Below are 23211 nucleotides of genomic sequence, written 5' to 3' on the forward strand. Positions count from 1 at the left end.
TTACTGTGTCTTACACGTTGGAGTCTATAGTCATGAATTCTTGTAGTAGGCTGTTTACAACAAGGACAAATACCTGTATTATTAGTAGACTTAATAGAAACTTCTATGGTTTCACTATTTTCTGTTATATTTGTTACAATAATATCTTTAATATTGAGAAGTTTTTGTATATAATTATCTTGCACGTATTTCACCCTTTCTATTTGGTTTAGTCACTTTATATGGTAAAGGATTTTTGGGATACGTGCATTCTTTTTTTGCAAAAAAATAAATGTTGGAGTACTCACCCCAACATTTATTATAGAACCAATATATATAAGTAGGCAAAATCTATTATTTTGCCTACTTATATATATTTTGACATTTTATTTTCTTAAAAAAACTTCTTTTAATGATTCCAATATCTCTTTGAAAATATAAAAATAATCTATTACGTTATTTGCATTTAAAGAAATATTTTTTGCAGTATCTGAAACTGCCTCTGATACATCAACTACCATATTCATTACACTAATTGTAGACTTGTCAACTGACTTAGTTAAATCATCTACAGTTTCTGCAACATCACCTACTGTAGTCACTAACTTTTCTATTTCAGGTTTTGTAGTTACTATAATTTCAGATGCTTCTCTACTAATAGTTGCTGCATTTTTTGAGATTTCTGATGCATTTTCACTAATAATAGGCATTTGTTCTAAAGTATCATCAATTGCTTGTTGATTCTTTTCAAGTGTTATGTTTAATTTACTTACTATACTAAGTATATTTTTTAAAACCAACGCTAAATATATAAGAGCTCCTGCTCCTGACAAATACAAAATTATTTTTAATAGATCATGAAGAGTTATAGCTGTCTCCATTTTATCAACTCCTATTTATCTTACTTTTTCACTTCATTTTCTACTTTTTCTTTTGCTTCTTTAACGTCTTTTTTTGCTTCTTCTGCTCCATCTTTAATGTCTTCTTTAACTTCTTTAACACTTTCTTTTACTTCTTCTGTATTGTCTTTTAAGTTTTCTTTTATATCTTCTGATTCATCTTTTACAATTTCTCCTATAGCTTTTGCTTTTGCCTTTGCAACTTCTATAGTTTCATTTAATTCTTCTTTTTTTTCTCCAGCTTTAACTTTAATGTCTTCGTAAGATTTTTTAATGTTTTCTCCTGTTTCGCCGGCTTTAACTTTAATGTCTTCTGTTGTATCTTTAGTTACTTCTACAACATTTTCAGCAACTTCTTGAGCTTTATTCGCTATATCTCCTCTAGTTTCCTTGCCTGACTTCGGAGCAAATAAAACGCCTAGTAAAGCTCCTAAAGCTGTTCCTGCTGCAACTTTTCCAACATCTTCCGCTTGTTTTCTTCTTGCTTCTTCTCGCTTTTTTCTCTCTAAATAATCAAATAGTCCCATCCTCATTCTCCTTTTTGTTTTATTTTATAATATTTATTTCCCTTAGGCTTAAGATACCCTATAAGCACAGTTTTAACCACATTTAAAACCTTATTATTATGTAGCTTAAAATTTTAAAAACTCCGCCATGCCGTAATCTCAATTAATTCAGACCCGCCCCTATGTCAGGTGGGTAACCCATTTAAGTTTTCTAACTTCCCTTCAAGAAGGCTTGTTATAGTCCTTAAAATAAGGTTTCCCGGATCTTTTTTGTCGGTTGAATTAAATGAAGAATAATCGTACATAGCAGAGTTTTCTCTATATAAATTATATAGTAGTTGAGCTATATTTTCAATAAGTATCAATAATATTATTCATATCCTTGGGAATATCAGCTTTTAACTCTATCTCTTCTTGATTTCTCGGATTGCTAAATTTCATATAGCTACTGTGAAGAGCTTGTCTGTTAATTAATTTAGAGCTTTCATTATATAAGGTGTCGCCAAGTATGGGATGACCTATGTATTTTAAGTGAACTCTTATTTGATGCGTTCTCCCTGAGTAGAGTCTAAGTTCTACTAAGCTTAAATTATTTTTTTCTCCAAGAACTCTATATTGTGTCTTTGCACTCTTTCCCTTTTCATTTACTTCACGAATGATAGATTCCCCTTCTCTATAGATGGGTTCTTCAATAAACCCTTCTTTTTTTTCAAATATTCCATTTGATATAGCAATATATTTTTTTATCATGCTACTCCCAAATTGTTTAGATATATCATAATGAGTATATGAATTTTTAGCTACTATTACCAGTCCAGTTGTATCTTTATCCAGCCTATTTACAAATCTCACTTTTCTCTTTATATCATTTTCTACAAAATAACCTGCCACATAGTTTAAAAGTGTATTTTCTCTGTGACCTTTTGAAGTATGTGTGGGCATATTAGCCTCTTTATTTACAACTAGTAAATCCTCATCTTCATATACTATATCTAATTTTTTATATTGAGGCTCTGCATTTAACTCTTCTTCTATAAATTTAATACTCACTGTATCACCTTTTGAAATTATTTTATTTTCAAAAGTTTGTATTTTATTTAAGTATATATTCTTTTCTCTTATGCTCGCTCTAATAAGTCTTGAAGAAATACCACTTTCACTTAAAAAGTCTTTTAATTTAATATTATCTACCTTTGAAGTTAAATTTAAATATTCATAGGAATTTAACATATTATCCCCTTTTTTTACCAAATTTATTATATTATAATGTATAATTATTAAATAATAACATAACGCGGAGGAAAGTGTGAAAAAAAGAATTATTAATATACTCTCTAATTCAAATTATGAATCGAGAAAAACCACATCTAATTTAATAAGTTTGCTCTCTTCTAAAGATTTTTTCCCCACTACTACTTTTGATGAAAATGCGGAACTCACAATTTGCGTTGGCGGAGATGGTGCTTTTTTAAAAGCTGTTCACAAAAATAATTTTCCTCAAATTCCATTTGTGGGAATTAACACGGGACATCTTGGGTTTTATCAAGAGATAAGCCCTGAGAATATTGAACTCTTTATAGATGATTATATTGCTGGAAGATATTCAGTTGAAGAATTAAAACTTGTCGGCGCAGAAGTTTTTACTAAAAATAGAAGTTATATCTTAACGGCATTAAATGAAATAGTATTAAAAGCTCAACATTCAAAAATCATTCACATTAATGTCTATGTAAATAGAAATAGTGTTGAAAAATTTTCAGGAGACGGAATTTTAGTTTCTACTCCCTCAGGCTCTACAGCCTATAATTTTTCTTCAGGAGGATCTATTATACATCCCAGTTTAGATGTGCTTCAAATGACTCCAATATCTCCTGTAAACAGCGCTGCATACAGGTCGCTACCCAGCTCAATTATAGTTCCAGGCAACCACATTATTTCTCTTATACCTGAAAAGCGATATTCAAATTCAAACCTATTATTAGTTGACGGATCTGAGTACTTTTTTTCAAATTTAAAGAAAATAAATCTTAAGCTTTCAAATAAGAGTATAAAAAAGTTGTTGTTTTCTCAAGATTCATATTGGGACAATTTAAAAAACAAATTTTTATAGTACTTTGTCTAGGACTTTTTATTTGTAAAAAAAACAGCCGAACTATAATAGTTCGGCTGTTTTTTAGTTAAATCTTGCAAAGAAATATTCATTTTCACTTAAGTTTAGCTCTCTTATTTTATCTAAGAGAAAACTTCTCTTAATAGTATTTGTACTGACTATTATATAGTCTTCGTGATTTTCAAAGGAATGAATCCAATTTTCACCATCTAAATTTATCTTTCTGTTTATTCTAATGTAGTACTTTGCATAAATGTCACTACTTTTATTTTCTAAGTGCCTTGTTATTTCCACGGGATAGTAGTTGCCTCCAAGAGCGTCAATTACATCACTTACAATGGCATTTCCAGTAGGCAGAGAGCCAGCTCCCTCACCTGCAAAACTCAAAGATCCATAGTTTTCTCCATAGATTTCAACAATGTTTTCAGCTCCGTCAATTCCATAGAGTTCATCGCCCACTTCTAAAATTACTGGTTCAACTACTGATTTAAAAGCTCCATCTTCCATTCTAGATTCAGCTATTAATTTTATTTTTTGTCTATGCTTTTCCAAATACAATATGTCATTTAAATCTATTGTACTCATGCCTCTGCGTAGTATTTCTTCATTTTTTATACTGGACTTAAATGCAATTGTAGATAGGATTCTAAGTTTTCTAAGTGCATCTACACCTTCCACATCATCATATGGATCTGCTTCAGCATATCCTAAATCTTGAGCTTCCTTTAAAATTTCATCGTACTTAGATTTTCTAACTTGCATATTTGTAAGAAGAAAATTACTTGTTCCATTTAAAATTCCACGAACTCGAGATATGTCATTTGTGATAACTTGTGATTTTAAAGGTGTAATAATTGGAATTGACCCGGCCACAGCAGCTTCATATAAAAAAGCTACTTTGTTTTTATCTGCAATCTCTAAAAATTCTTCAAAATACTCAGAGACTACACCTTTGTTAGCTGTTATAACGTGTTTTTTAGAATTTAAAGCTTTTTTAATGTATATATAACTTTTCTCCACGTCTCCTGTCATCTCTACAATTAACTTAATATCTTCATCTAATATAATATCTTCAAAATTATCAGTAAATAGAGATTTGTCAATTTCCGTTTTAAAGTTCAAATTTCTCTTTAATATCTTTTTTACTTGAACTTCTTCTCCTACAACTCTTTTTATACTATCTTTTTTATTTGTTAAAATTTCATAGGCTCCCTTACCCACAGTACCAAAACCCAGAAGAGCAATATTTATCACCTTATCACCTCAAACTAAATTATATAAGCTTATGCATGAAAAGTCCACTTCTAAGCTTAGGTTCAAACCAAGTAGATTTCGGAGGCATAATTTCTCCTCTATTACTTATTTCTATAATATCTTTAGATGTTACGGGGTATAGTAATATTCCAAGAGCATATTCTCCATCAACTTCTCTTTTTATAGTATCTGCAGCAGTAAATCCACCATGAAATTCTATTCTATTATCTGTTCTTATATCTTTAATATTTAATATATTATCTAGGACTTCTCTTTGCAGTATAGATACATCTAAACTGTCTGCATAACTTTTAAAATTTTTATCTCCAATATATTCTATATTGTAACAATCATCTTTAAATATTAACGTAAAATTATATTTAGATATTGGCTCTTTAATTTCAGAAGCTTTACTTATTCTAAAAGTTTTTTCTAATTTTTTTAAAAACTCTTCTTTTGAAAGTCCGTTTAAATCTTTTACAATTCTATTGTAAGCCAGTATATTTAATTCATCTTCGGGAAATATAGAAGCCATTAAATAGTTACATTCATTTGACTTTACTCCATCCTCTGACAACATTTTACAGACAGTTGCTATAGACTGTGTTCTGTGATGTCCATCTGCTATATATAAACTGTCCATATCTTCAAATATATCAGCTATTTTTTTTATTAATATTTCATCTTCAATTATATGGAGTTTGTGGTTTACTTTAAACTCATCTTCAAAATCCACTACCGGATTTTTTTTCTCAATATACTCTGAAATGATTTCCTTAAGTTCTCTATTCTTTTCGTAAAACAGGAAAACAGGTTCATCTTGAACTTTCATATGGTAAAAGTGATTAGTTCTATCTAATTCTTTTTCTTTTAGTGTAAGCTCGTGAACTTTAATGTCTTTGTTTAAATAATTTTCCACATTAACCAGTCCAACTATTCCACTTTGTGACTTTCCATTTAAAATTTCAGTATATATATATAGTGCTTTTTCACTTTCAAACATCACTTTCTTTTCTATTAAATAGTTTAAATAGTCCCTTGCACTTTCATATACTTCTCTTGAGTAAGGATCTACGTCTTTAAAGTTTACCTCTGAGCGAATAACGTGAATAATTGAATTTTCATCTTCTGCATATTTTCTTATCTGCTCTTTTGAAAGTACGTCATAAGGTGGAACCGTAATATCTTTTGCATATTTATCTGCCGGTCTTATAGCTTTAAAAGCTCTAAGTTCAATCATGCTTTTACTCCAAAGTAATTATCTACAATGTTAATTATTTCATTTCCAATATTTTTTTGTGCTTCCAATGTAGATGCCCCTATGTGCGGAGTTAAAGCTACATTATCTAACTCAAAATATTTTTCGTTTACTTTTGGCTCATTGGGGAATACGTCAATTGCCGCTCCCCTTATTCTATTATTTTTTAAAGCGTCTATAAGTTCTTCTTCATCAAGAGCATTTCCCCTTGCGTAGTTTATTAATATTGCACTTTCCTTCATATTGTCCAGTTCTTTTTTTCCTATAATAGGTTCATCTAAACTTGGCAAGTGAATGCTAATATAGTCGGCTTTTTTTATTAAATCATCAAATTCATAGTACTTAGCATAGTCATTTTCAACTTTAATTAGGTCGTAGTAAATAACTTCAAGTCCAAGTGCTATTGCCTTTTCTCCAAGACTTTGTCCAATCCTTCCAAACCCTATAATTCCAAGAGTTTTTCCGGCGATTTCAAAACCATCATATTGTTTTTTATTCCACTGTCCTTTTTTCATAGTTGCATCAGCTACACTTAAGTGTCTTGACAAATTTAACATCTGTCCAAGTACTAACTCAGTTACAGCATTTTTACTTGAATTTGGAGTGTAATCTACATCAATACCACAGTCTTTACAAGCATTTATATCTATATTATCCAGTCCAACACCGGCTCTAATAACTAAAGCCGTCTTAGTGCCCTTTAATGCTTTTGCTACATCTTTATCTATTTTAGTGTTAGATCTTACAACTATTACGTCATAATCTCCTCCAACTTTCATTAATTCTTCTTTGTCAAAATGATTTGTCTCTATTTCAATGCCCTCATCTATAAAATGCTCTTCTGCATTTTTGGCAAGGCCATCATTCGCTAAAATTTTCATAGTCCACCCCTAATTTCATCTATGTTTTCTAAAAGTTCTTTGATATCGTCCATTGTCAAATCGCCCATGTGAGCAATTCTAAAGGTTTTGTCTTTTAAATCTCCATATCCGTTAGATATAGTCATTCCTCTTTTTGCAAGTTCCCTGTTTAAATTTCCAATGTCTAAATTCTTGTTATTTAAAACACAAGTAACTGTATCAGATGCATATTTAACATCTTTTGGAAATAGTGCAAAGTTTTCTAATGCCCAGTTTCTAACGTATTCAGCCATTTCTCTATGTCTATTAAATCTGTCTTCTAAACCCTCTTCATTTACCATGTGGTTTAATTGGTATTCTGCAGCGTACATTAGAGATATGTTAGGCGTATTTGGATACTGATAATCTCTTTTTAAGATATCATTGTACAAACTTAAAAGGTCAAAATAATTTCCTCTGTTTTCAACAGTCTTAGCTCTTTCTATTGCCTTTTCTGAAAAAGTACAAAAAGCCATTCCAGGAGGAAGTGCAAGACATTTTTGAGTGGAAGTAATTAAAATATCTATTCCCAACTCATCAGTTTCTATTTTCATTCCACCTGCAGAACTTACTGCATCAACTGCCCAGACAATATTTCCGTATTTTTTCATTACTTCAGCTATTTCCTCAATTGGAGTTACTACTCCTGTTGAAGTTTCATTGTGAGTAATTGCTACGAAATCATAATCATTCTTTTTTAGAACTTCATCGACAAAATTAGCATCTATGGTTTCTCCTAGCTCAACTTTATATAAATCAACATCTAAACCATTTGATATTCCTATTTTATGCCATTTGTTTCCAAAGGATCCTATAGAAAAAACTGCTGCCTTAGACGAAGTACAAGATCGTATAGCCCCTTCCATGAGTCCACATCCAGAGGATGTTGAACATAACACCATGTTTTCCGTCATAAATACTTGCTTCATATTTTCAGTTATATTCTTTTGAAGCACGCTTGCATCTTTCGTTCTGTGACCGATTAGAGGTTTAGTCATTTGCATTAAAACTTCTTCTCTAACGTAAGTCGGTCCAGGTATGAATAATTTCATATTCTCAGTCCTTTCTATAAATACTTTTAATACTCTGGATTTGAGTATTTCGTTAGATGATATTACTTTAAAGCGCTTTTGTCAATAGAAATAGTGCAGAATTTTTAAGTAATTTACAATCTTTCACAGATAAACAATTGACAAGGCCCTAAGAAAAATGATATATTCTATTAAAAATTATGAAGGGGTGTTAGTTTTGGGAAAATTTAACTTAGCAATATTTGGAGCTACTGGCTTGGTGGGGCAAAAAATGAGGACCATCTTAGAAGAGAGAAATCTTCCGATTGAAAATATATATTTTTTCGCATCTAAAAATTCCGCTGGAAAAATAATAAATTTTCAAAGTAAAAACTATACCATCGAAGAATTAAGCGAAGAGAACTTAAAAGACAAAAACATTGACTACGCTCTTTGCGCTTTAGAATCACCATTGGCTAAAGAATTTTTACCAATGGCAACTAAATATGGAATAACTGTAATAGACAATTCATCTGCATTTAGAATGAATGATGAAATTCCATTAATAGTTCCGGAAATTAATCCCCAAGAATCAAGTAAGGGAAATGGAATTATTGCAAGTCCAAATTGCAGCACTATCCAATCTGTTGTCGCTCTATATCCAATATATAAAAAATATGGAATTAAGAGAATTGTATATACAACATATCAAGCTGTATCAGGAAGTGGAATAAATGGGATTGAAGATCTATATAGAGGAATCTGGGCCGGTGAAAACAATTTTTACCCTCACCAAATAGCCTACAATGTTCTCCCACATATTGACGACTTCTTAGATGACGGATATACAAAAGAAGAAGTAAAAATGATTGACGAAACCAAGAAAATATTTAACGATGAATCACTTAAAATTACTGCCACTGCAGTGAGAGTGCCAATATTAAACTCTCACGCAGTATCTATAAATGTTGAAACCAAAAAGCCATTTGACTTAGAAGAAGTATTTAATGACTTTAGAAATGAACCTGGAATAGTTCTATATGATGACGTTAAAAACAATATTTATCCTATGCCAACTATTACAACTGGAGAAGATGAAGTTTACGTTGGTAGAATTAGAAGAGATAATTCTGTAGAAAACGGCCTTAATTTATTTAGTGTCGCCGATAACACCAGAAAAGGTGCTGCTCTAAATACAATTCAAATATTAGAATATTTAATAAAAAAATAAGTTGTCTCAGGACAACTTATTTTTTTCTCTTTCTTCTGTTTCCAGCTTTGAATACTCACAACCACAATAGTCTTGTCTGTACATATTATACTCTTTAGATAATTCTACACTTCTCTTATATCCATTTTTCTTTTTAAAGTCTGAGTACAAATAGTCAACTTCATATTTTTTTGATATTTTATCACCTATTTTATTTAGCAACTTAGAATTTTTATAGGGACTTATGGAAAGAGTTGTTGTAAAATAATCAAAGTTCATTTCTCTTGCCATTTTTGCAGTTTCTTCAAGTCTTAATTCAAAACAAAGTGTACACCTATAGCCACCTTCTTTTTCACCTTCAAAACCTTTTACTTTTTCATCATAATCTTCTTTTCTATAGTCAGCTCTAATAAAATTTATTTTATTTTTCTGGGGTAATTTTTCTATTAAATGCAATTGTTCCTCAGATCTTCTATTAAATTCTTCCTCTGTGTCTAAATTTGGATTATAGTACAAAACCGTAATTTCAAAGTACTCATTTAACTTTTCCAAAACTGCACTGGAGCAAGGTCCACAACAAGAGTGCAGGAGCAGTTTTTTCGGCTTTTTAATATCAATACCTTCTATTACCTTTTCCATTTCAAAATTATAATTTATATTATTCACTTATTCACCAACTCACTTTTAAATACTGATAACTTATATTATATATTTAAAATAAATAAAAGACGAGAAAATCTCGCCTTTTATATTAATAATTTTAATTTTTAAAACTGTGAATTGGAGCGGGAATAGTTCCACCACGATTCGCAAAGTTTTCAGATGAAATATTTCCAATATCCATAATAGGAGCATATCCTAAAAGTCCGCCAAATTCTGCAACTTCTCCAACCGTTTTTCCATGCACAGGTATTAATCTAACTGCTGTAGTTTTGTTGTTTATTACACCAATAGCAGCTTCATCAGCTATAATTGCAGATATTGTAGATGCAGGTGTATCTCCCGGTATTGCAATCATATCCAATCCAACAGAACAAACTGCTGTCATAGCTTCTAATTTATCAAAAGTTATAGTTCCCGTTCTGGCAGCTTCAATCATTCCCTCATCTTCCGACACGGGAATAAAGGCTCCTGAAAGTCCTCCAACATTTGAACTTGCCATAATTCCGCCTTTTTTTACAGCGTCATTTAACATTGCAAGAGCCGCTGTAGTTCCATGACCGCCAACTTTATCTATTCCAATTTCCTCTAAAATTCTGGCAACACTGTCACCAACTGCAGGAGTAGGTGCAAGAGAAAGATCTATAATTCCAAATTTCGTATCTAACATTTCAGATACTTCTCTTCCCACAAGTTCTCCCATTCTAGTAATTTTAAAAGCAGTCTTCTTAATAGTTTCAGCCACTATGTCAAAGCTTTCGCCCTTTACTTTTTCAAGTGCACATTTTACCACTCCAGGTCCTGAAACTCCAATGTTTATTACAGTATCAGATTCTCCAACTCCGTGAAATGCCCCAGCCATGAAGGGATTATCCTCAACTGCGTTTGCAAATATAACCAACTTTGCACAGCCAATTGAATCGTTGTCTTTTGTGTTTTCCGCTAATTTTAAAACTGTACTTCCCATTAACTTTACTGCATCCATATTAATACCGGCTTTTGTTGAACCAATATTTACACTACTACACACAAAGTCTGTAACTGAAAGTGCATGTGGAATTGAATTTATAAGTACTAAATCTCCCTTGTTGAATCCCTTGTGAACAAGAGCTGAAAATCCACCTACAAAGTCTACTCCTACATTTTTTGCCACTTTGTCAAGAACTTCTGCATAGCAGGTATAGTCATCAAGATTTGTAGCTCCGGCAATTAGGGAAATCGGCGTTACTGAAAGCCTATTATTTATTACAGGCACTCCATATTTTTTAGATACTTCTGAAGTTGTGTGCACTAAATTTTCAGAACACTTCATCATCTTGTCATATATCTTGTTACAGGCAATTTTAGGATCTGAATCTATACAGTCAAGAAGTGAAATTCCCATAGTAACTGTTCTAATGTCTAAATTTTCCTGTTCAAGCATTCTAATTGTTTCTAATATTTTTCTGTTTTCCATCATTCACCTCAAATTTGGTGCATAGAATTGAAGATATCTTCATGTTGAACTTTGATATACATCCCAAGTTCTTCTCCAAGTTTCGTAAAACCTTCAATTATCTCATCAAAAGTAACATTTTTTTCAGACATATCTACAATCATAAGCATAGTAAAATAATCATCCATAATAGTTTGATTAATATCTACAATGTTTAACTTATACTTCACAACTAACTCAGTTGCTTTATAGACAATCCCCATTTTATCATTACCTATAAACGTTATTACTGCCTTCATATTTCCCCTCCATAAATTTTTATACTAAAATAAGCCCTATAGAATTTTTCCTATAAGGCTTATTATATTAGAAAATCTCCAATCTTCCAATACAAAACTTCAAAAACTTTATTTATTTATAAAATAATCTTATAATCTTATGTAAGCATATCCTTCATTTTGAAGTCTTATTAATTTTGTAATTATAAGTTTTTCAACTTTTATACTAGGAGAAAGTAAGCTTTCATCTAACTTATGGTCTTTTAAAGCCTTCTCACTTATTGAAACAGTCACTCTAGGATTTCCCTCTATTCCTGCAAAATCGTAACCTGCATATCTTCCAAAAAGTATTGCAGCTCTGGACATTACAATAATTTCTATTAGAGCTTCCGGATCAGCTTTTATAACATCTCTTACATTGGAAAGTGTCTCGTCCCATTCTTCATATTCTACTACGTGGAATACTACCTTCATAATTATCACCTCATCAATTATTTGTTATTATATTATTTATACCCTTTTTTGCTTTTTTCAATTAAACCTTAAAAATTAACACTAAATTATATAATTTTTAATCGTTTATTAACTATTATGTTCTATAATAGTTAATATGTAATACAGATATTGCAATTTAGGAGGTCAAAATGAGCAAGAGCATTAAATTTTCAAATCGCCAAACTGTTTTTTCTATACTTTCAATTTTTATTTTGGTTTTTTCACAGACTATATCAAGTGTTTTTGTTGAATTTTTAATAAAGTTAAACTCTGAATTTAATTTAAATATTCCCGGTTTCATCTTTAACATAGTACTTTCAATATTATATGTTCTGATTTTATTTTTATTAATTAGGTTAATTTATAAAAAGGCTTTAAAATTTAATCTATCTGATTTTAAAATCAACAAATTTTCAATTAGGCCTTTTTGGATTATTTCAGCATTTTTAATGCCTATTTCAGTCTGTGGATTAATGTTTTTATTTCCTGGAAATTTACATATTAATAGTTTTTCAACTGAAGAAAATTTATTAATAATTACAGCTTCAGTATTTTTTTATGGACTGGCCACAGGAATTGCAGAAGAAACTATTTTTAGAGGTATTATTATGTCAGCTGTAGAAAAAAGATTTAATAAGAAAATTGCGATTTTAATTCCCTCAATGTTATTTGGACTTCTTCATATAGTTGGAAGAAATTTAAGCTTTGTGAGTATAATTCAACTTTTTATTGCAGGAACTGCTGTTGGAATACTATTTTCACTAATAACTTATGAAACTAATAGCATTTGGTCCAGTGCCTTTGTCCATGGAATATGGAATATTTTTATGGTGGGTTCAATTATTAACTTCAATCCACTGTACAGTAATGATTCAATTTTCAATTACATCTTAGATACAAAATCTATCTTAATAACCGGTGGAGATTTTGGAGTGGAATCATCAATATTTGCAATAATTATCTATATTATATTTTCATATATGGCAATCATTAGAATTAAACACAAAAAAGTGGAGGCTCTATAGTCTCCACTTTTTAATAGCATAATTTTTAAATTTTCACTATATTCTTATGGTCTAAGACCACTTCCACCTTGAAGTGTAATTGTCTCTCCCGTTAAGTAAGAAGCATCATCACTTGATAAGAAAACGCACACTCTTCCAATGTCGTCCTTTGGATCTCCCATACGTCCCAGTGGTATTGATTGAATTGTCTTTTCATAAAGTTCAGGATATTCTTCTTTCCACTTAATCAAGCCTTCAGTCATAACTAGAGGACATACTACATTTACTCTAACTCCATCAGGTCCCCATTCAGTTGCAGCTACTCTGCTAAGTCCTCTAATTCCCTCTTTAGCTGCTGCATAACTTGACTGTCCTGCTCTACCTGAAAGTCCTGCTCCTGTTGCAAAATTTATAACTGAACCTTTTGACTCTTTCAAGTATTTAAAAGCGTGTTTCATGTAAAAAAATGTTGCATAGAGCCCTGAGTAAATAGCTTTGTCAAAATCTTCTACTGTGTGGTCTACTAATGTCACTCCAGATGCGGAGTTTTGAGCGTTGTTAATTACTGTATCCAATCTGCCAAATTCTTTAACTGTACCTTCAAGAGCTGCTTTAACTTCTTCTTCATTTGAACCATCTGCTACAAAATAAGCTACTTTTATACCGCTATATTTACCTTCAATTTTTTCTTTTGCTCTTTCAAGTTTTGAAAGTGTTCTACCGGTGATAACTAAATTTGCACCAGCCTCTGCAAAAGCCTCTGCTAAACCAAATCCTATTCCCTGTCCTCCTCCGGTAATAAGAACTACTTTACCATTTAACTTTCCCATGTTTCCCTCCAAATATTATATTTTAAATTTTATTATTAATTTCTCTAATTTTTTCAGTTAATCTTGGAACTATTTCAAATAAATCTCCTACAACTCCATAGTGAGCAACTTTAAATATTGGCGCTTCAGGATTGTTGTTTATTGCTATTATTAAATCTGAAGTTTTCATACCTGCAGTGTGCTGAATTGCACCGGAAATTCCAACTGCAATATACAACTTTGGAGAGACTCTAACTCCTGTAGCTCCAATTTGAATTTTATAGGGAACCCAATCTAAGTCCACTACATCTTTAGTAGCTCCAACTTCTGCTCCAAGTTCATGTGCTAAATCTGTAACTAAATGCCAATTTTCTTTTTCGCCAAGACCCATTCCACCAGCTACTATTATTTTTGCATCAGTTAAGCTAACTTCTTTTTCACCGTCACTTTTAATTTGTTCTAAGAATACTGTCAATACATCTTCAGAACTTAACGAAACTTCTTCTTTAACTATTTCTCCACTCTTTGTGTCATCTCTTTTTAAAGGTCTAAATGCTCCTTCACCAATAGTTCCTATTTCAGGTTTTGTAGAAATTCTAATATCGGCATATAGTTGTCCGTCAAATGTGGGTCTTATCCACTTAATTTCTTTTTTATCATCTGTCAAAACTATATCTATGCAGTCTGCAACAAGCCCAATTTTTCTTCTTGCTGAAATTCTACCGCCTAAGTCTCTACCATTTGGAGTAGCTGCAATAAAAACTGCAAGAGGTAAATATTTATCCAGTATAAAATCTAATACTTTTGTATAGGCCAAAGTAGTATAGTTTTCTAAAATTTTATTTCCCACTTCCACTACTTTATCTGCTCCAAAGTATATTGCCTCTTTAGACATTTCAGATATATTTTCTCCAATTGAAAGTGCAATTACATTTTGATTCAACTCACTTGCCAAATACTTAGCTCTTCCCAACATCTCTGTTGATAAAGGTGAAATCACTCCATCTTCTTTTTCTAAAACTACTAAAATATCTCTATATTCCACTTTTATCACCTACCTATAAATCCCTTTTCCAACAAAATATCTACTATTCCATCTGCCTGTTTCTTTGAATCTCCTTCAATTCTAGCGCCTACTTCAAATTTTTCACCATCAAAAATCGAATCCACTACAGTTGGAGAACCCTTTATTCCTATTCTATTTTCATCTATATCTAAATCTTCAACCCCGATTATATTTACAAAGCTTTCACTTTCTGCTTCAATTTCTGACTTAGTCGGTATTTTTACAATATTGGCATTTCTAACGACGCTAAATAATATTGGTGCTTTTACTTCAACGATTTCTTCACCTTCGGAATTTTGTCTTTTAACTTTAAAACTTCCATTTTCAAATTCAATATCTTCAACATAAGTTACTTGATTAATGCTTAAGTTTTCTGCCAATTCCGGGCCTACTTGCCCTGTATCTCCATCTATCGTTTGATTTCCTGTAAATACTATGTCAAAATTACCAATGGACTTTGCCCCTTGAGCCAGTGTATATGAAGTTGCAAGAGTATCAGCTCCTGCAAAGGCACGAGAACTTACAACATATCCCTTGTCAGCACCCATTGCATAGCACTTTCTTATAGATTCTGCTGCTGAATCCGGACCCATTGTCATTACAGTAATTTCGCCACCAGTTTTTTCTCTTAGCTTTAATGCAAATGTAAGTGCATTTAAATCTGCCGGATTTATAGTTGTAGCTGTTCCCTCTCTTATTAAATTATGAGTTATGGGATCTAATTTAACCTTTGTAATTTTAGGTACTTGTTTTATACAAACTAAGTATTTCATTTTAAACCTCCAAGAATTTTATCTAAATATAATTATACCCTAAAACAATCTACTTTATTATAATAAAATAAAACTCTAGAAAAAGTTCTCTAGAGTTTTACTGTATTTATCTAGTTAATCCTTGCTCAATAGCTTTTTTTGCAACTGCATCTGCAACTGCATCTTCTACATCTTTGTTAAATATTGATGGAACTATATAGTCTTCTCTTAAATCTGCTTCAGCAATCGTAGATGCTAAACCTTCTGCAGCTGCCATTTTCATTTCTTCTGTAATCTTTTTAGCCCTTACTCTCAGTGCTCCTTTAAAAAGTCCAGGGAAAACTAATACATTATTTATTTGATTAGGAAAATCAGATCTTCCTGTTCCTCCAATTTTTGCGCCTGCTTCTCTTGCAACATAGTAGTCAATTTCAGGTTCAGGATTTGCCATTGCAAGAACTATTGAATCTTTTTTCATGGATTTAACCATATCCGCATTAATTACACCTGCTGTTGAAACCCCAATAAATATATCTGACTTTGCCATAGCCTCTTCCATGGTTAAATCTTCGTCATCATTATTAGTAATTTCAAGGATTTCTTTTTTAACAAAATTATATCCATCTTTGTGCTTACTGCTTAAAACTCCCTTAGAGTCAAAAGCATATATATTTCCAACACCTAGTTGTTTCATCATTCTAATTATTGATGAACCGGCAGCTCCTGCTCCTGAAACTACAGCAACGCTGTCCTTTGGATCTTTCTTTAATAGTTTAAATGAATTAATTAGTGCAGCCGATACAACTATTGCAGTTCCATGTTGGTCATCATGAAATACAGGAATATCCAGCTCATCTATTAATCTACGCTCTATTTCCACACATCTAGGTGATGATATATCTTCAAGGTTAATTCCGCCATATGTTGGAGCAATATTTTTAATAGTCTGTATAATTTCTTCTGTGTCCTTTGTATTTAAAACTACTGGAACAGCATTTACTCCTCCAAATTTTTTGAAAAGTACACATTTACCTTCCATTACAGGAAGTGATGCCTCCGGACCAATATCGCCAAGTCCTAGAACTGCTGTACCATCGGAAATTACTGCTACTATATTCCCCTTCCAAGTGTATTTATAAGCATTCTCAACATCTTCATTTATTTTTCTGCAAGGCTCTGCAACTCCTGGAGTATAAGCTAAAGATAAGTCATCGGCATCTTTTATTTCAAATTTAATATGCGTTTCAATTTTACCCTTCCACTCTTCATGTTTCTTTAGTGCCTCTTCATAAATATTTCCCATATGTATCGCTCCTTTTACAAATTATTAAAATTCACTCTCTCTTGAATTTATTGTATTACAAGTTCAGCTCAATTTCAAAACAAAATAGAAGGCTTAATTATCATAAACCCTCTAAATCCACTGTTTTACTAATTATAGGCTACTATACATTTTTATATAAAGTATTATTGATTTATCCTATACTCTTTGTTCTTTAGATTTTATTAAATTAATACTCTCAACCAATTAACCGAATTCTAGGTTCGTTTTTTATTTCTAAATTAAATATCTCTACTTAAATTTAACTTCCATGTTTTAAAAAGTGCTGCTGCACTTAAAAGTATTCTAACTAAAATTTTAAAGTAAAAGGAAAAATTTATTTCTTTTCTATATATTTTTCTTCCTACTTCACTACTTGGTAATTTATTAAAATAAAATCCCCTTGAATTTATTATCTCCGATATTCCCTTGTCAAAAAATACAATGTATATTCCTGTAACTAAAATTAAAGCAAACACTATTTTATAACCATATTCTTCATATAGGGTTAAGCCTAAATACACAACTGAAAATAATAGCAAAAAATTTGTAAATATTTCCAACTGTCCATTTATAGTACAACTAAAATTTCTTCCATAAGAATCAAAAGTAAAAGTTGTTAAAAGTGAACATAGAATAATTTCAATAATAAAAATTATAAAACTGTACTTTAAAAACTTATCTCTCGTAATCCCCTGTTTTACAGTGTAATTATACTTTTCAAATATGTTTTTTTCTATATCATAAATAATATAAAATATAGTTACTATTTTTAATAAAGATGGTCCTGTCATAAAGCCTATAGCTATAGAAATAAACATAAATACAATTATATTTTCTAAACTATCTCTTATAATGATTTCATTTAAATATTTATTCTGAGTGTCCATGTCAGTCCCTCACACTTCTAAATTTATTGGAAAGAATAAGCCAAATTAACATTATTAAAAACATAATAATAGTAAATTTAACCATAAGCTCAATATTTTCCCTAGACAGTTGTTCTACCGTACCATCAGGAACTCCCCCTATAATTGCAATTGAAGAAGCTTCCTCTCCACTAAAAAATCCCATTACTATATTAATTAAGAACTTAAATTTTTCAAACATTTCTTTAACGCTCATTATCATAGAGGTTATAAACCCAAAAAACAATATAATGGCTGCCACATATCCGCTCTTATATTTTCCTACTAAGGTCATAGCTACTGCAAAAGTTAGAAAGGTTCTCATATATGATAAAAAATCAATAGCATAAGACCCCCCAAAATATTCAGCATTGTAAATTTCATAGTGCACATATATTAAACCATGTATTGACAATACTACAAATGAAATTACTACAACTAATATAATTGCATATGCTATAAATTTTTTCCTAGTCTCTCCTTTTTTAACTGCATAGTTAAAAGTACTTCCAAAATATATATAAAATACATATAAACTAACCAACATAGTTATTAACTGTGCAATGTCCTCATAGTTAAATTCTCTAAACATTGATTTAGCATCTAGCTTTAATAGAATACTTACACCCATAAATATTAAAAAAAATATTGTCAATGAAACTAAATATGAGCCTATAACTAATGTTGCACTTTTTATTGTTTTTCTTTTTAAGAAATTGCTTTTCACGCTTCTCACCTCGCAAACCTTTAGTCTTTAACGTCTCGCCTTAAATTAACAAAGACATTAAAAATAATAAAATAGTTCCAACATATGAACTAACTATTATGTCCATATACTTTAAGACTTCTCTTACTAAAAAATTATTTTTCATCTTTATTTTCCTTAGCTTCAACCATTTCTATAAAGAACTTCTGCAAATCTAATTTTGATATTTTAAAGCCACTTGTTGTAAATTCTCTTTTAATATCTTCACTTACTTCATCATATACATAGTAAATTTTCATAGATCCTAAACTCTCTTCTCCAATAATATTTAAATTAGGTACTGATTCTGTATCAGAAGTTATAATAAAAGATTTTTCTTCAAAATTTTCTATAGTGTCATTAAATACAATTTCAGCTTTTTTTAATATGAGTATATCTGTTATATAGTGTTCAATTTCATCTATAATGTGAGTAGCAATTATTGCCGTTTTATTTTCATTGTCAAATACTTCTGAAAAAACCTTATAAAATTTAGTTCTGTTAATTGCATCTAAGCCACTACTTGGCTCATCAAAAATAGTAAAGTCACAATTTGCAGCAAGACCAACTATTAAATTAAAAATCACTTTATTTCCCTTAGATAGTTGTTTATACTTCCTATATGGATTTATGTTAAATTCTTCAGTTAATAACTTCAAGGCGTAGTCTAAGTCAAAATTTACATATAGCATGGCGTTGTTTTTTAATAAGTTATTTAAGCTGTAATTTTGAAAATATCCTAAGTTATCATCTGATGAAACGTAGCAAATGTGCTCCAGTGACTTTCTATTTTCAGTTATTTTCTCACCTTCATATGAAATTTTCCCCTTATAAGATACTATTTGATTTGATAGAATTTTTAAAAGGGTAGTCTTGCCCACTCCATTTCTTCCAAATAGTCCATATATCTTTCCCCTGTCCAACTTTAAATTGATATCCTTTAATATGGGCTTTTCATAATATGCCATTGATAAATTTTTTATTTCAATCATTCTCTTCACCTCTTATAAAATCTATAAGTTCATCTTTTGTAATTTCAAGGATTTTTGCCTCTTTTAATATTTCCGGCATTCTATCTTCATAAAATTCTTGTTTTCGCTTTTTAATTATTATGCTCTTTGCATCTTCTGTAACATACATCCCCATGCCTCGTCTTTTATAAAGTATTCCCTCATCAACTAAAATTGTAATTCCCTTTCTTGCTGTAGCAGGATTTATTTCCAGAATACTTGAAAATTCATTAGTTGAAGGAGCTCGTTCATCAGGAAGTAAGCTATCATTTAGTATTTGATTTTCAATTATCTCTGCTACTTGTAAATAAATAGGTTTATCATTTTTTACTTCCATAAGCCACCTCCTTAGTTAGTTACTATACTAACCAACCTTTGTAAGTACAATTTATCATTTTTAATTATAGTTGTCAATATTTTATTTTAAAATTATTTACAGAATTAAAAAACCGACATCCTAATCATTAGATTTTTGATCTAATTTAGGTGCCGGTATGCATTATTTTTTTAATTGACTTAGTGTTAATTTTCCATTTTCTATCTCTGTGCCCACATATCCCTTGGATATAACTTGAGTTATTCTTTCAACATCTGTTATATCTACTACCTCTTCCATTCCAGTATATATAAATGGCTTTTCAAAGTCTTTGTAGAATACAAATCTCTCTTCAAACTTATTTTCTCCAGCTGGATATTTTGCCACATATGCAACTAGTGCAAATCCACTTTTAAACACATTTCTCATAGAATATGCATTTTTAGGAGATATTGTAGATACAAATCTTGAGAAGTCATCATCTTCCAAAGTCTTGTCCATTATATCCCTGGTCTTGTTTTGTAGCCCTCTTCCCCTGTAGTCTTCTCTTACCATTGAACCGCCATGGTATATTGTGCCTTCTTTAGGAATATTAACTACACTGACGTATTTATGCAGTTGCTTTGACTCTACTCCCAACTCCGTATGCCTAAAAGCTATCAGTTCATCTTTTTCGTTAAATACTCCTAAGATTACATCTTTGTCTCCACTTAGTTGCTCTAATAGTTCATCATATGTATCTAAAATATACACACTTTTATCTTCCAATCCCTCATATACTTCATTTATCAAATCTAAAAGGATATCTATGTCCTTTTCATTTAAAAATCGAAAATATAATTCTTTGTCAAAAAATATCTTTTCCATATACACCCCGCTTGTTTTATTTATACTTTGTTAAACATTATAACAAAAAACATTCTCTATATTCAATTGTATATTTTTGTATCAATTGGTAAAAATATTTTTATTTCAGTTCCAACTTTCTCTTTACTATTTATTACAATTTCTCCTCCGTGGCTTTTTACAATGTGTTTTACTATACTAAGGCCCAATCCCGTGCCCCCGCTTTTTTTATTTCTAGATTCATCAACTCTGTAAAACCTTTCAAATATCCGCTTTTGTTTTTCTACAGGTATTCCAATCCCTGTATCTAGTACAGATATTTCAATATTTTTACTTTGTTTCAACTCAATAGTAACTTCGCCGTCTTGTACATTATACTTTATTGCATTTTCAACTAAATTTGCCAACATTTCCCACATCATTGTCTCATTAGCGACTATTGTTCCCTCACCTTTTACAGAGAGCCTTATGTTTTTATTACTTGCACTACTCTTAAAGACACTTATAATTTCTTCAGACAATACTCTTAAATTAATTATTGTCTTTGAAACTTCTGATCTTCCCTCTAATTTAGATATTTTCATTATATCTTCTGTGAGGTCTAACAATCTCTTGGACTCACTGTAAATATTTCCGATTATTTCTTCCTTATCTTTTTCTGAAGTAATCATTTTATTTTTTAATAGTTCTGAAAACCCGTATATTGAAGTTAGTGGAGTCTTTAATTCGTGAGACACATTTGCTGAAAATTCTTCCCTTATCTTTTGACTTCTTATCTGCTCTGTCTCATCTATAAAAAACAGTATTGAACCTGCAATTTCATTTTTTAAGTAGACGGGATTTGAGTAATACTTTATTTCTCTACTTGCAGAATCTATTACTCCCTCTGAAGAAGTGCCCTTTAAAGCAACTTCTATAGAGTTAACTATTTCTTCATCTCTTGTCAAATAGAGAATATTTTTATTTATAACATTTTTTTTGACATTTAAAAAATCTAAGGCGGCTTTATTAATTAAAAGTATGGTTTTATTTCTGCTTATCATTAAAAAGCCCTCTTCCATATTCTCTATTATTATCTTTATAGTGTCTTGTTCTATTTTTATTTCTTCCAACTGTCTTTCAATTACATCTCTTTGTGATTTTATCTCATACATAATTGGAGAAATTTCAGGTATTTTATCTGTATCTATTCTCGGTGTTTCAATATCAGCTTCAATAAATCTAAGTATTTCTGTAGTTGTGGCTTTTGAAAACCTCTTAGAGATTAAGAGTACTACTAATCCTATTAAAATATTTGCAGGTAGTACTTTTAAAAACAATTTAAATATACTCTCTGTCTCCTTTGAAACTCTAAGTATACTTCCGTCATTTAATTTAAAGGCATTGTAGTAAATATCTTCAAAGGCATTTTTACGATATTTATTAGGGTTGTATATTCCCGTTTTTATTGAATCTTCAAACTCCTCACTATTTATATGTCCTTTAATTCCCGGTACATCACCATAGGAGTCAAAGATTATATTGTTTTTACTGTCAATATAAGTAATCCTTGTGTTTTTATCGAATTTGGATATGTTTTCCAAATACTTAATTTTATCTTCTTCAAAATTAATTGTAGAGTCTATTAAACTAATTAAACTTGTTAAATCTTCTTCACTACTTACTTTATAAGTTTTATAGTATAAAAAAAAAGAAAAAATACTACTCAGTATAAGCGCTACTAATCCAACTAATAAAGTAGTTTTAAATATTCTCTTGTTCATAAGTTCCTCTCGCAGAGAGTTTATAACCCATTCCTCGTACTGTATGAATTAATTTTCTCTTCTCTCCTAGTTTTTCTCTTAAGAGCTTAATATGCATGTCAACAGTTCTAGTCTCACCTTCATAACTATATCCCCAAACAAAATTTAAAAGTTTTTCTCTGGACAGTACTATGTCAATATTGCTCATCATGTATTTTAACAATTCAAATTCTTTAAATGTAAGCTCCACTTTTTCGTCATCTACTGTAACTGTCCTCTCTAGAGCATCTAGTGTAATTCCCTCAAATTCTAAAAGTTCTGCTTTCCCCTTAGTATTTCTTCTAAGAAGAGCATTTACTCTGGACAAAAATTCTAATACAGAGAAGGGTTTTTTCATATAGTCATCCGCGCCCAAGTCCAAAGAATTTACCACATCATACTCTGTATCCTTTGCTGTCAACATCATAACCGGTATTGAATCTGTCTTTGCACTTTCTTTTATTTTCTTTAATATACTTATTCCATCCATATCCGGTAGCATTATATCTAAGACGATGATATCAGGAATTTGTTCTTCTAATTTCCCAAAAAAATCTCTGCCATTTTCAAAGCCTAAAACTTCATAGCCCTTGCTATGAAGAGCATACTCAACTAATTTTTGTATAGAATAATCATCTTCAACTATATATACCAACATTT

The 23211-nt window shown here is 30.7% G+C and carries 26 protein-coding genes and 1 other RNA gene; 3 read left to right on the forward strand and 24 right to left on the reverse strand.

Annotation, left to right across the window (positions count from 1 at the left end):
- The 5 genes from BUB47_RS03125 to BUB47_RS03145 all read right to left on the reverse strand — a co-directional run.
- Window positions 1-185: transposase (locus tag BUB47_RS03125; protein WP_143270599.1), on the reverse strand; the 185-nt coding region annotated here is incomplete at its 3' end.
- Between the two features lie 180 nt (window positions 186-365).
- A complete protein-coding gene (locus BUB47_RS03130; protein ID WP_073183696.1) occupies window positions 366-860 on the reverse strand; it encodes a hypothetical protein in 495 nt (164 codons plus the stop codon).
- Window positions 861-880: 20 nt separating this feature from the next.
- Complete coding sequence (locus tag BUB47_RS03135; protein WP_073183698.1) at window positions 881-1405, reverse strand: YtxH domain-containing protein; 525 nt, start codon at window positions 1403-1405, stop codon at window positions 881-883.
- 115 nt (window positions 1406-1520) lie between these two features.
- Window positions 1521-1700, reverse strand: a non-coding RNA gene (gene ssrS, locus BUB47_RS03140) — 6S RNA.
- Window positions 1701-1735: 35 nt separating this feature from the next.
- The gene (locus tag BUB47_RS03145) at window positions 1736-2614 is read right to left on the reverse strand and encodes an RluA family pseudouridine synthase (RefSeq protein ID WP_073183699.1); all 879 of its coding nucleotides are present in this window, start codon (window positions 2612-2614) and stop codon (window positions 1736-1738) included.
- Between the two features lie 76 nt (window positions 2615-2690).
- On the opposite strand from BUB47_RS03145, the gene BUB47_RS03150 reads away from it, so the two are divergent.
- Window positions 2691-3494, forward strand: coding sequence for an NAD(+)/NADH kinase (locus tag BUB47_RS03150; protein ID WP_073183701.1), 804 nt, complete (start codon window positions 2691-2693; stop codon window positions 3492-3494).
- 63 nt (window positions 3495-3557) lie between these two features.
- On the opposite strand, the gene BUB47_RS03155 is transcribed toward BUB47_RS03150, so the two are convergent.
- Genes BUB47_RS03155 through BUB47_RS03170 form a run of 4 tightly spaced genes read right to left on the reverse strand, consistent with a single transcriptional unit; the run spans window position 3558 to window position 7957 of the window.
- Window positions 3558-4748, reverse strand: coding sequence for a homoserine dehydrogenase (locus BUB47_RS03155; protein WP_073183703.1), 1191 nt, complete (start codon window positions 4746-4748; stop codon window positions 3558-3560).
- Window positions 4749-4767: 19 nt separating this feature from the next.
- A complete protein-coding gene (locus BUB47_RS03160; RefSeq protein ID WP_073183705.1) occupies window positions 4768-5988 on the reverse strand; it encodes a DUF1015 domain-containing protein in 1221 nt (406 codons plus the stop codon).
- Entirely contained in the window at window positions 5985-6887 is a 903-nt protein-coding gene (locus BUB47_RS03165) for an NAD(P)-dependent oxidoreductase (RefSeq protein WP_073183707.1), read from the reverse strand. The genes BUB47_RS03160 and BUB47_RS03165 overlap by 4 nt, the downstream gene beginning before the upstream one ends.
- Window positions 6884-7957 (reverse strand): pyridoxal-phosphate-dependent aminotransferase family protein, encoded by a 1074-nt coding sequence (locus BUB47_RS03170; RefSeq protein WP_073183709.1) that lies wholly within the window; start codon window positions 7955-7957, stop codon window positions 6884-6886. Before BUB47_RS03170 ends, BUB47_RS03165 begins: the two co-directional genes overlap by 4 nt.
- Before the next feature lie 196 nt (window positions 7958-8153).
- Between BUB47_RS03170 and BUB47_RS03175 the strand changes: the two genes are divergently transcribed.
- Complete coding sequence (locus BUB47_RS03175) at window positions 8154-9146, forward strand: aspartate-semialdehyde dehydrogenase (RefSeq protein WP_268761868.1); 993 nt, start codon at window positions 8154-8156, stop codon at window positions 9144-9146.
- Window positions 9147-9152: 6 nt separating this feature from the next.
- Here BUB47_RS03175 and BUB47_RS03180 read toward each other — a convergent pair whose 3' ends face one another.
- From BUB47_RS03180 to BUB47_RS03195, 4 genes are all read right to left on the reverse strand, one after another.
- Complete coding sequence (locus BUB47_RS03180) at window positions 9153-9791, reverse strand: epoxyqueuosine reductase QueH (protein ID WP_073183713.1); 639 nt, start codon at window positions 9789-9791, stop codon at window positions 9153-9155.
- A gap of 94 nt (window positions 9792-9885) precedes the next feature.
- Window positions 9886-11241: a PFL family protein gene (locus BUB47_RS03185; RefSeq protein WP_073183715.1), complete on the reverse strand. Its 1356-nt coding sequence runs from the start codon at window positions 11239-11241 to the stop codon at window positions 9886-9888.
- Window positions 11242-11249: 8 nt separating this feature from the next.
- Entirely contained in the window at window positions 11250-11519 is a 270-nt protein-coding gene (locus BUB47_RS03190) for an ACT domain-containing protein (RefSeq protein ID WP_073183716.1), read from the reverse strand.
- Between the two features lie 129 nt (window positions 11520-11648).
- Entirely contained in the window at window positions 11649-11972 is a 324-nt protein-coding gene (locus BUB47_RS03195) for a DsrE family protein (RefSeq protein WP_073183718.1), read from the reverse strand.
- Between the two features lie 170 nt (window positions 11973-12142).
- Here BUB47_RS03195 and BUB47_RS03200 point away from each other — a divergent pair, with 170 nt between their 5' ends.
- Window positions 12143-13018: a CPBP family intramembrane glutamic endopeptidase gene (locus BUB47_RS03200; RefSeq protein ID WP_073183720.1), complete on the forward strand. Its 876-nt coding sequence runs from the start codon at window positions 12143-12145 to the stop codon at window positions 13016-13018.
- 44 nt (window positions 13019-13062) lie between these two features.
- Here the strand turns inward: BUB47_RS03200 and BUB47_RS03205 are convergent, their stop codons facing one another.
- The 11 genes from BUB47_RS03205 to BUB47_RS03255 all read right to left on the reverse strand — a co-directional run bounded on the left by BUB47_RS03205 (window position 13063) and on the right by BUB47_RS03255 (window position 23209).
- The gene (locus tag BUB47_RS03205; protein ID WP_073183721.1) at window positions 13063-13827 is read right to left on the reverse strand and encodes an SDR family NAD(P)-dependent oxidoreductase; all 765 of its coding nucleotides are present in this window, start codon (window positions 13825-13827) and stop codon (window positions 13063-13065) included.
- A 22-nt stretch (window positions 13828-13849) separates the two neighbouring features.
- Window positions 13850-14851 (reverse strand): electron transfer flavoprotein subunit alpha/FixB family protein, encoded by a 1002-nt coding sequence (locus tag BUB47_RS03210; protein ID WP_073183723.1) that lies wholly within the window; start codon window positions 14849-14851, stop codon window positions 13850-13852.
- Between the two features lie 5 nt (window positions 14852-14856).
- The gene (locus tag BUB47_RS03215; protein ID WP_073183725.1) at window positions 14857-15645 is read right to left on the reverse strand and encodes an electron transfer flavoprotein subunit beta/FixA family protein; all 789 of its coding nucleotides are present in this window, start codon (window positions 15643-15645) and stop codon (window positions 14857-14859) included.
- Between the two features lie 106 nt (window positions 15646-15751).
- Window positions 15752-16927 (reverse strand): NAD(P)-dependent malic enzyme, encoded by a 1176-nt coding sequence (locus tag BUB47_RS03220; RefSeq protein WP_073183726.1) that lies wholly within the window; start codon window positions 16925-16927, stop codon window positions 15752-15754.
- Window positions 16928-17187: 260 nt separating this feature from the next.
- Window positions 17188-17835, reverse strand: coding sequence for a hypothetical protein (locus BUB47_RS03225; protein WP_073183728.1), 648 nt, complete (start codon window positions 17833-17835; stop codon window positions 17188-17190).
- A 1-nt stretch (window position 17836) separates the two neighbouring features.
- The gene (locus tag BUB47_RS03230; RefSeq protein ID WP_073183730.1) at window positions 17837-18580 is read right to left on the reverse strand and encodes a hypothetical protein; all 744 of its coding nucleotides are present in this window, start codon (window positions 18578-18580) and stop codon (window positions 17837-17839) included.
- A gap of 134 nt (window positions 18581-18714) precedes the next feature.
- A complete protein-coding gene (locus tag BUB47_RS03235; RefSeq protein ID WP_073183732.1) occupies window positions 18715-19590 on the reverse strand; it encodes an ATP-binding cassette domain-containing protein in 876 nt (291 codons plus the stop codon).
- Window positions 19583-19945: a GntR family transcriptional regulator gene (locus tag BUB47_RS03240; RefSeq protein ID WP_073183734.1), complete on the reverse strand. Its 363-nt coding sequence runs from the start codon at window positions 19943-19945 to the stop codon at window positions 19583-19585. Before BUB47_RS03240 ends, BUB47_RS03235 begins: the two co-directional genes overlap by 8 nt.
- A 162-nt stretch (window positions 19946-20107) precedes the next feature.
- Window positions 20108-20791: a GNAT family protein gene (locus tag BUB47_RS03245; RefSeq protein WP_073183736.1), complete on the reverse strand. Its 684-nt coding sequence runs from the start codon at window positions 20789-20791 to the stop codon at window positions 20108-20110.
- A 62-nt stretch (window positions 20792-20853) separates the two neighbouring features.
- Complete coding sequence (locus tag BUB47_RS03250) at window positions 20854-22533, reverse strand: sensor histidine kinase (RefSeq protein ID WP_073183738.1); 1680 nt, start codon at window positions 22531-22533, stop codon at window positions 20854-20856.
- A complete protein-coding gene (locus tag BUB47_RS03255) occupies window positions 22514-23209 on the reverse strand; it encodes a response regulator transcription factor (RefSeq protein ID WP_073183739.1) in 696 nt (231 codons plus the stop codon). The genes BUB47_RS03250 and BUB47_RS03255 overlap by 20 nt, the downstream gene beginning before the upstream one ends.
- Between the last annotated feature and the right edge of the window lie 2 nt (window positions 23210-23211).

The organism is Anaerosphaera aminiphila DSM 21120 (assembly GCF_900129925.1).
Classification (GTDB): Bacteria; Bacillota; Clostridia; order Tissierellales; family Peptoniphilaceae; genus Anaerosphaera; species Anaerosphaera aminiphila.